Annotated in this window: 7 protein-coding genes and 1 pseudogene; 2 read left to right on the forward strand and 6 right to left on the reverse strand. The window is 48.9% G+C overall.

Annotated features, from left to right (window positions below):
- Positions 1-112 precede the first annotated feature (112 nt).
- Positions 113-544: pseudogene (locus JGK07_RS31480) on the forward strand (DegT/DnrJ/EryC1/StrS family aminotransferase); the annotation flags it as partial.
- 218 nt (positions 545-762) lie between these two features.
- Here the strand turns inward: JGK07_RS31480 and JGK07_RS31485 are convergent.
- The 6 genes from JGK07_RS31485 to rimP all read right to left on the reverse strand — a co-directional run bounded on the left by JGK07_RS31485 (position 763) and on the right by rimP (position 8,543).
- The gene (locus tag JGK07_RS31485; RefSeq protein WP_293184744.1) at positions 763-987 is read right to left on the reverse strand and encodes a hypothetical protein; all 225 of its coding nucleotides are present in this window, start codon (positions 985-987) and stop codon (positions 763-765) included.
- A 241-nt stretch (positions 988-1,228) separates the two neighbouring features.
- Complete coding sequence (locus JGK07_RS31490) at positions 1,229-1,966, reverse strand: low-complexity tail membrane protein (RefSeq protein ID WP_293193669.1); 738 nt, start codon at positions 1,964-1,966, stop codon at positions 1,229-1,231.
- A gap of 553 nt (positions 1,967-2,519) precedes the next feature.
- Positions 2,520-5,675 carry a translation initiation factor IF-2 gene (gene infB, locus JGK07_RS31495; RefSeq protein WP_293184749.1) on the reverse strand — a complete coding sequence of 1,052 codons (3,156 nt, stop codon included), beginning with the start codon at positions 5,673-5,675 and terminating at the stop codon, positions 2,520-2,522.
- Positions 5,676-6,058: 383 nt separating this feature from the next.
- Positions 6,059-6,373 (reverse strand): YlxR family protein, encoded by a 315-nt coding sequence (locus tag JGK07_RS31500; RefSeq protein ID WP_293148638.1) that lies wholly within the window; start codon positions 6,371-6,373, stop codon positions 6,059-6,061.
- Positions 6,374-6,476: 103 nt separating this feature from the next.
- Positions 6,477-7,766, reverse strand: a complete 1,290-nt coding sequence (gene nusA / locus JGK07_RS31505) for a transcription termination factor NusA (protein ID WP_293184751.1) — start codon at positions 7,764-7,766, stop codon at positions 6,477-6,479.
- Between the two features lie 312 nt (positions 7,767-8,078).
- Positions 8,079-8,543 (reverse strand): ribosome maturation factor RimP, encoded by a 465-nt coding sequence (gene rimP, locus JGK07_RS31510; RefSeq protein ID WP_293196906.1) that lies wholly within the window; start codon positions 8,541-8,543, stop codon positions 8,079-8,081.
- A 326-nt stretch (positions 8,544-8,869) separates the two neighbouring features.
- On the opposite strand from rimP, the gene JGK07_RS31515 reads away from it, so the two are divergent.
- Positions 8,870-8,995 (forward strand): hypothetical protein, encoded by a 126-nt coding sequence (locus JGK07_RS31515; RefSeq protein WP_293184756.1) that lies wholly within the window; start codon positions 8,870-8,872, stop codon positions 8,993-8,995.
- Positions 8,996-9,244: the final 249 nt, after the last annotated feature.

Genomic DNA, 9,244 nt, shown 5'->3' on the forward strand with positions numbered 1-9,244 from the left:
CCAGGGGCAAATAGTCTCGTGCGATCGCCCGAGTTGCGGACAAAGCTACCCAAATAGTCAAGGATGGGTAGCTTTGTCCATAAATTAAGTTACAGTTTCTAACCCGGCTGAAGTCGAAGCTAAAATAACTTCGAGAATTAAAGCAATTTTACCGGTTCACTTCGCCGGTTGTCCCTGCGATATGGATGCGCTGTGTGAGATTGCTAGCCGTCACAATTTGAAGTTGATTGAAGACTGCGCTCACGCGATCGAAACAGAGTACAAGGGAAAGAAAGCAGGCACATTTGGTGACTTCGGATGCTTCAGCTTTTATGTCACCAAAAACATCACCACGGGTGAAGGAGGCATGATTCTCGCCCGCCGTCAAGAAGACGCTAACAGGCTGAAAATTTTAGCGCTGCACGGTATGAGCAAAGATGCTTGGAATCGCTTCGGCGACTCGGGTTACAAGCACTATCAAGTGGTGGAAATCGGTTTTAAATACAATATGATGGATCTGCAAGCTGCGATCGGCATTCATCAACTCAAACAAGTCGCCCCCTAATTGCAGCGCCGGAAGCAAATTTGGCAGCGTTACAACGAAGCATTTGCCGATTTCCCTTTACTCTGGTTCGCTTGAGATAAATCTTATGTAGGAGAAATACTCTCCCCTGCAATTTGAACTCCGAAGTTGAGAGTTAACTCCCATAGCATATTGGAGGGGATAGGGCGGAATTTGACGTTGAATTTCACAAACTATGACAATCTCTGGTTTTGCTACGCTCAGTAAGCCAAAGTTTCTAAAGTTTCCCGCAGATAGGATCGAACCTGCTGATCGATGGTGAAATTTTGCTGTTGACTCTCAAAATTGAGTTCTAGCTGCCAGCGTTGAAACCCTGAACTTGCCCCGATCGCGGATTTGAGGCTGCCCCAGATTTCAGAATCTTCGCACAGCTCGATCGGCTCTGCGGCTTGAGGTTCTTGTGCGATCGGTAGATAATTCGCCATATTGTTATACCTCTGTTTGAATTCCCTGTAAGGATTGAAAGCTTACCTTGACTCTCTCTATTATAGATTCTTTTCTCCAAATAGCCAATATAAAATAGCCACAACCTGCGATTAAATATTAAATATTAAGAGTATTAATAATCTTTATCTGAGCCGGAGCATTACCTATTTTTTTTACTGCATACATCTGTCGCAAATAAAGTAGCTTAAACTACAATTATGTCGATATTAATTTTTTATTTCACTTTTCGATCGACTGTTGGGTTAGGGATGTAGGGCCGTTGGTGTCCGCAGGTTCTGAGTTGACTGTACTGCTGGATGACGCATTCTTGATGCCTTCTGCTGGTGGCATTGACTCTGCGGGTGCAGCCGGAGTGACAGTTGTCTCGCCCGCAAAAGCTGGCAAAAGTCGATCGACTTGCCAAGGTGCGATCGTAAAATCCTGCCTAATGTTTTCTAATACATGAGGCTTTGTCGCTGCAAATTCTGATTCCGGCGTCAGCAAAACAGCCATCACACTAGCAGACACCTGCAAAAACAAATTGCTAGCTAAAAAAGCAGCAACTGCCAACAACAACCCAGCCCACCGCCAGGAAGGAGGAAAGGGAGCCACCCCAGCAGCAAGGGGAGCAAATCGATATAGCTGCCACAAAATTACTGCCAGCAAAACAGCGATAAAAAGAGCAATTCCTTGATTTAATTTAGTTTTAAACCGAGTCAGCATCTGCTGCTGCACAGAAGTTAAATTCTGCGGTTTCACGGCCACGACTAAAATACTAAAAATGTAAAAAGGGCGGAACCACTGCATCCACAGCACAGGAACAATACCTGCTACAGCCACTAAAAACACTTCTAACCAGACAGAGAGCGTGGGAGAACCCACTGCGAGTCCCAGCAAGCACAGTCCCAGGAAAAGCGGCAATGCAGCCACCCCAGAAAGGTGAATCCACAAGAAAGGATCTGACCAAAAAGAACGCACTTTAATTAATTATTAGTTATGAATGATAGCCTTTCTAAAATAGATGAGGTATGTCTGGTAATTGGTAATTAGTAATTGGTAATTGGTAATTGGCACGGCACCAGCTTTTGAACCGCAAGCTTTTCGGTGATTACCGATTACTGATTACCGAAAACCCCAAGCGTACCTCATTTTTCGATCGAACTGCTATATGAGTTTTGACTTTTGAATTTTGAGATTCTTGGACGCACTCTTGACTCTAAAACCCGGTGCGAGGAGTAAATATTTAGCGATCAAACCGAGGACTTACGAGCAGAAATCGGGTTTCTTTCGGTAATTCTTATTTGAGCGAGCAAATTTTGAATTTTCAGCAAGGGTAAAGACGATTAGGAATTTCATTCTGCCAACTGCCAACGGCCAACTGCCAACTGCCAACTGCCAACTGTCAACTGTCAACTGTCAACTGTCCGATGAGTTTGGGAGTATTGAGTGAAGAGAATAGTTGGGAGCGATCGGCAATGCAAGTTGCCTTCACTCAAAAATTCTCTTCCAACTCAACACTCACAACTCAAAACTATTGAGATAGCGTGCGGCGCTTAGTAACCATCCGGTAGGCTTCAATAATATCGCCTTCCGCCCAGTCGCTAAACCCGCTCAAGGAAATACCGCATTCATAGCCAGTATTGACTTCCTTGGCATCTTCCTTCATCCGTTTGAGGGAGTCAAGGACACCTTCGTAAACGACATTGTTGCCCCGGCGCACCCGCACCTTACAGTTGCGGATGACCTTGCCTTCGAGTACGTAGCATCCAGCCACAGCCCCGCGACCGATCGCGAAGACAGCGCGCACTTCCACCTTACCCAGAGGTTCTTCCACCAGTTCGGGTTCCAGCAGTCCTTCCATCGCCCCTTGAATATCATCCAAGAGTTTGTAGATGATGCTGTATTCCCGCACGTCTACGCCCGCTTGGTCGGCTGCTTGGCGAGCGCCGGTGGCGAGAGTAGTATTGAACCCGATAATCACAGCATTACTAGCGGAGGCCAGGTCAATATCCGTTTCTGTGATTTCCCCAGGAGCAGATAGCAGCAATCGGAGTTGAACTTCTTTTTGAGGAAGTTGGGTCAGAGAACCGACAATGGCTTCCAGGGAGCCTTGGACATCTGCCTTCAAGATCAAGTTGAGTTCCTTAAGAACGCCTTCCTTAGCTTGTTGAGAGAAGCCACTGAGGCTGATCCGACCACCTTGAAGTAGACGCGAATCTCTTTGGGATGTAGCTCTTCCGCTGGCGATCGCCGCTGCTTCTTTTTCGTTAGCGAAGACATCAAACTCATCTCCAGCTTGCGGTACTTCCCGCAGCCCCAGCACTTCCACAGCGAAGGATGGACTTGCTTGGTCTACGCGATCGCCGCGATCGTCGATCATCGCCCGCACCTTGCCCAGAGCAGAGCCTGCGACCACAATATCGCCCACTCGCAGCGTGCCATTTTGCACCAGCAGAGTTGCCACTGGCCCCCTTGCCTTGTCGAGGTGAGCTTCAATTACAGTACCCTTAGCCGCTCGGTTCGGGTTAGCGTTGAGGTCTTCCATTTCCGCGACTGTCAGAATCATTTCCAACAGCGTATCGAGGTTTTCCCCTCGGATAGCGCTGACTGGAACCATCGTCACATCGCCGCCCCAGTCATCTGCGACCAAGCCGTACTCAGTAAGCTCTTGCTTCACCCGTTCCGGCTGAGCGCCCTCCTTGTCAACTTTATTGATAGCCACGACAATTGGCACTTTCGCCGCTTTCGCGTGGCTGATAGCTTCAATTGTCTGGGGTCGCACGCCGTCGTCCGCCGCCACCACCAAGATGGCAATGTCTGTCACCCGCGTACCGCGAGCCCGCATAGCTGTAAAGGCTTCGTGACCGGGCGTATCCAAAAATACCACCTGCTGGCTCTTGCCTTCGTGTACCACATCCACGTGGTAAGCACCGATGTGCTGGGTAATACCCCCAGCTTCTCCCTGAGCGACCTTGGTTTTGCGGATCGAGTCTAGCAAAGTAGTTTTGCCGTGATCCACGTGGCCCATAATCGTTACCACTGGCGGACGGCGCTGGAGGTATTCCAAATCTGCCTCATCGATCATCTCGATGATTTTGGTAGCTGGCTCTTCTATTTCTGGGGTTTCTACCTCTACGCCCATTTCTTCGGCTACCATTCTCACCGCTGGAATGTCCAGGGTTTCGGTAATGTTGACCGCAATACCTTTAGAGAACAGCCTCTTAATAATTTCGGTTTCGGGAACAGCCAAGGTAACTGCTAGTTCTTGAACGGTCATCGGTCTGCTCAGCAGCAGCTTTTCTGGACGTTCTACCTTAGCTTCGGCTGTTTTGCCCCGGTTGCCGCGTCCCCCGGAAGAACCAGAAGAGCTTTTATCGTGAGAAGGGCCCGGTCTCTTATTTTTGCCGCTGCTACCGGGTGCGCCCGGAGTTGGTGTTGACTTGGGTGCTGCTTGTGTCTTCGCCTTAGCTGGGCGGGCTAGAGACAGGCTGACGGTGACTGGTGCTGGCATATCCAAGCCATTTTCTAAGTCATCGTCATCCTCGTCTATGGGTTTGAGGCGACGATTTTTGGCCTTGGCTGCTTTGGCAGCTTTGGCAGCATCTGAGTTTTCGTCATCATCTTCTTCCCAAATGACCTGTGTCTTTTTGGCTGGCTTTGGCAGAGTCGGCTTGGGAAGGAGAAGAGTATCCAGCAACAACGACGTATCGTCTCCGTCATCGTCTGCGTCTTCTCCGGTGGCAGAAATGTCACCGCCCCGGCTACGCAACCCAGCGGCTGACGTTGCGGGGGCAAGGCTCCGGCGCGGGCCGCCCTGCTGCGGTCGATCGGCAAGTGCTGTTTTCACTGGCCCACCAGCACCTGGGCGAGGTCTTTGAGCGTCGCTACCGGATGGTGCAGGTCTGCTGGGGCGGCTCGGTTTCGCCGGCGCTTCCAGAGTTTCTCCCTGTTCTGATTGGTCTTGATCGGTTCTGGCCAGTTTCAGTACCGGCTTGTTTCCCAGAGTTTGTGGGTTGCGGCCAGCCTGCTCGGACGCCGCTCTGACTGGTGGCGACGTGAGTTTTGCCCCTGCTGGCGGCGCTGGAGGGGCGACCGGCGGGCGGGGGGTGCGTTCTGGAGCCTTTTCTGACGGCGGTTGAGGTGTCGCAGGTGCTTGAGCCTGGGAGCTTGTTTCCGGGGCGATCGCACCTACAGTTTCCGAGCTTGTTTCTGAAGCTGCCGCCGCTCCAGCGACATTTGGCTTCGAGAGTACAGGTCGATTGATATTTGGTTTAGCTGGAGGCTGGAGTTGTTGAGAGGCTGGCGATTTGGGAGGAGTGGCCACGGTGGCCCCTGGCTGGTTTTTTTGCTCCTCGTTGCCTGCGGGCTGGGACGAAGCACCAGCCGGCCGTACTTTTGGACTGCGTATTTCTAAAATTTGCTGCTTTTTTTGTTGGTCGTTAGGATGAGGGCCAGATTCTCTAGATGGCGCTGCTGCTCTTTCGGGGGGAGCTGGCTTGCCGGGGGTAGAGTGGCTGGCTACGTATTTTTCCGCCGTTTTGCGAATGCGCTCTGCTTCAGATTCTGTAATTGTGCTGCTGTGGCTCTTTACTGAAATATTGAGCCGCTCGCAAACTGCCAAGATGTCTTTATTATCCAAATTTAGTTCCCGTGATAATTCGTAAATTCTTACTTTGCCGTTGTTCATCCACTCTGCCCTCTTTTGTGCCAACCAGTTTTTACATTTTGATTTTTTGTTCTAATGACGACATCATTCGCTGTGATTGATTCAGTGTCAAGAATCGGGGTTTTGGTACTCGCTCAGCAATTTTATCTAAAAGATGCAATTCGCTGAAGTCTGCGGTTGGAGAATTCTCAAGTTTTTTTTGGGAAAGCGAGAACTGTCAAGTCTGAATTTTGGCAACTGCCACAAATCAATCTTTAAAGTTTGTCTTTCCACCTTGAGGATACCTCTGCTAGTACCCTACCCTTATCTAATCTGACACAAATCTTTCCAGACTGGTGGGCAGATCGGATCGGGGTTTTAGAGCTGGCGCTACCGGTAATTACTGGTAGGGCTGCCAAGAGGGTTTATACAGTCGAGGCCGAACTATTGTCGGTTTGGTGCCCGATCGATTCCGAGTCAGATGTACAGTCAGATGTGGCTAAACGCTGCCAAAGTGTTTGGTACAGTTCGTCAGACACAGGCGCTTTGAGCGATCGCCCAAGTCGATTTTTTTTCTGAGCTGCTTTGAGGCATTGGCTCGCCGGACAAAGGTAAGCGGAACGACCGAGGCCGCGATCTAATTGTACCTGATGAGAAGGATAGAGCCTGACTACTCGCCAAAAAGCTTCCTTAGGAGCTATTTTTCGACAACTTGTGCAACACCGGTAGTTCGGTTTCATTTCTAGTGATTCGGGGAGAGTTGAGAGAGTGGGAGAGGGGGGAATAGGGGAATTGTCCTCCTTGTCTCCCGTGCCAGAAACATAAAAGTGAATGTCACAGTGTTTAGACTGTGGCTGCGGTTTCGTCCGTGGCTGGCTCCTCTTGCTCAAATTCTGCCGTTTCCTCGTCGCCGTCGTAGCCGGATCCTTCCTCTTCGTCGTAGTCGTCGCCTGCTAGTTCTTCGAGCCTGCTTGCTTCTGCTGCCAGTTTGCTGTCTTCGGCGTCGCGATCGTACTTAGCAATATCTTTGATATCGATTTTCCAACCGGTCAGGCGGGCTGCGAGGCGGACGTTCTGACCTTCTTTACCAATGGCAAGACTCAGTTGGTCTTCCGCGACCAAAATGTGAGCGCGCCTCCCTTCTGGGGCAACCAAACGCACTTCATCTACTCTAGCTGGACTCAGAGCGTTAGCAATATAGGTTGCAGGATCTGGAGACCAGCGGATCACGTCTATTTTTTCGCCGCGCAATTCGTTGACTACTACCTGAATTCGCGATCCCCGCGCCCCGATGCAGGCTCCTACGGGGTCTACATCGCGATCGAGAGTATCTACTGCTATTTTAGTCCGAGGGCCGACGTGCCGGGAGGGCGGATTTGCCTCCCTAGCTACGGCGACAATCCTCACCACCCCATCTTCTATTTCTGGTACTTCGTTAGCAAACAGGTAAACCACCAAACCGGCGTCTGCTCTAGAAACAAGTAACTGCGGCCCTCTAGTAGAACCTTCGCCTACTTTTTTGAGATAAACCTTGAATGTAGCGTTCGCACGGTAATTGTCGTTAGGCAACTGTTCGCGTTTGGGGAGTTCGGCATCTACTTCCGGCTGACCGAAGCTGCTGGTAACTGCCAAAATTACCGACTGCCTCTCAAACCTGAGCACTCTTGCTTGAAGAACAGTTTCTTCTAAATCTTTAAACTCTTCTTGAATCATTTTGCGCTGTTGGTCGCGCAGTTTTTGAGCCAGGACTTGTTTGGTCTGGATGGCTGCCATGCGACCAAATTCTTTTTGATCGGGTGTTACATCTACGAGTACGATGCTCCCAGGCTGAGCTTCTGTGGCTACTTCTTGTACTTCAGAAAGTGCTATTTCGTGATCGGGATTGACGACTTCTTCGACAATAGTTTTGTTAGCTAAAACGCGAAAACCTTCTTGTTCTGCGTCTAATTCTACATCAAAATTGTCGAAGTATTCTTCGCTGAAGTGGTCGAGTTTTTGGGTGCGGCGGTAGCGTTCGTATCCTTTAAGCAGGGCTTCTCGCAATGCTGCTTGGACGGCGTGTTTGGGTAAATTTCGCTCTTTGCTAATACCTTCGATCATTTCTTTGAGTCCGCGCAGGGGAACCATTGACATATAAAACACTCCTTTTTTTGATGTGACAATACGTAACTTGCGATCGGAAATAGATGATTGGTAATTGACAGTCGGTAATTGTTGAAAAAAGTGATAACTGATGATTGATGAGTTACAAAGATAGCATTAGGGTATCTGGGTGCTGCAACAATTTATTGGTTGTTCTACTTCAACCCTGTGGCTAAAGATGTGATTCTTAAAAATTAACTCGCAGCGAAGCATTTTTAGCTTCCTGCGAGGCAATCTCAAAACTCAAATCGGGCAGACACGGGGGTACGGCCCCTACAACTCAAAATTCAAAATTCCCCTTTTTTACTCCTTACCTTCGTCTAGTTCAACTTTGACAATCTGAGGGCGGGGAATTTTAACCTGTCGCCCTTTTAGATTGAGATAAACCGTTGTTTCATCCCTGCCCACAAGTAGTCCTTTCCACTCTTTGATTCGCGAGTCGGGTTCGGTGGCTGTGAGTGTGACGGGGAAACCTTTAAAAGTAATGAATTCTCGATCGCTGCTGAGCAATCGGGATATTCCGGGACTGGAAATCTCTAGCACGTAGGCGTCGGGGATGATGTCGGATGCCTCTAACTCGACTTCCAGGGCTGTACTCATCCGCTCGCAGTCGGCTAAACCGGTGTCTTGCTGGAGGTTACGGATGTCTACCCGCAAGACGGGAGGATTTTGGTTGGTGTGAAACACTGCTCCCACTACTTCCAATCCCAGTGTTTCTGCAACGGGGGTAGCTAAGTCAATGATTTGTGGGATTAGGGGATGAGTCATATCGAATACTTAAACTAAAACTCCTGAACTCGGACACGGGTTCAACTTGAGGACTTAGGCAAGATATGGGGTAAGGGGGAACCACCGGAAGATTGCTCCTACTGGATCAGTCCTAAACTCGCAAGTCTGATGCCCTGAGTTCTTTTCCTGCGACTAATGCAACAAAAAAAGTGGGCTTGACCCACTTCTAGGTAAAACAATTTTTTCCAAGAAGTTTGAGAACAGATACATTTACGGGACACAATACGGGAATTTCCCGGATTGTGTAGCGATAGGAACACCGTCATTACTGACTGTGAAGGCGGTATCCCGCAAACCTCGCTCTCATGAAGCCCAAAGCACCATTTATCTCTCGTGGTAAACTTTTCATCGAAGTTTGCCTCAATTCTCAGTTTAGCTCGATCGCCCCCCCGTTGACACTCGATGAGGCTAAAGTGGCTAAGATTCTGTAGAGACTTCGTTTCTATACTCCAACGATCGGTTTAACCACTCGATCCCGAACTTCTCATAGTTAGGAATGAAAATTTAATAACATCAGCGATGTATAATAAATAAATGAGTGAATATGAATAGGTTAATGTTTCGGTATGGATGTCAAATATTATACCTACTTGGTTATTCTTATGTCGCCCATGATTTGTTGATTTGAATCATTTATCCTAACATAATTTATGTATTACTCAGACGAAATTACTGCTTTA

Source organism: Microcoleus sp. PH2017_24_DOB_U_A (assembly GCF_020738205.1).
Lineage (GTDB): Bacteria > Cyanobacteriota > Cyanobacteriia > Cyanobacteriales > Microcoleaceae > Microcoleus.

What these genes read in the sequence shown, in the direction of transcription:
- JGK07_RS31485 (WP_293184744.1), bottom strand. Translation starts at nt 987, where the DNA reads ATGGCGAATTATCTACCGATCGCACAAGAACCTCAAGCCGCAGAGCCG.
- infB (WP_293184749.1), bottom strand. Translation starts at nt 5,675, where the DNA reads ATGAACAACGGCAAAGTAAGAATTTACGAATTATCACGGGAACTAAAT.
- JGK07_RS31500 (WP_293148638.1), bottom strand. Translation starts at nt 6,373, where the DNA reads ATGAAACCGAACTACCGGTGTTGCACAAGTTGTCGAAAAATAGCTCCT.
- nusA (WP_293184751.1), bottom strand. Translation starts at nt 7,766, where the DNA reads ATGTCAATGGTTCCCCTGCGCGGACTCAAAGAAATGATCGAAGGTATT.
- rimP (WP_293196906.1), bottom strand. Translation starts at nt 8,543, where the DNA reads ATGACTCATCCCCTAATCCCACAAATCATTGACTTAGCTACCCCCGTT.
- JGK07_RS31515 (WP_293184756.1), top strand. Translation starts at nt 8,870, where the DNA reads ATGAAGCCCAAAGCACCATTTATCTCTCGTGGTAAACTTTTCATCGAA.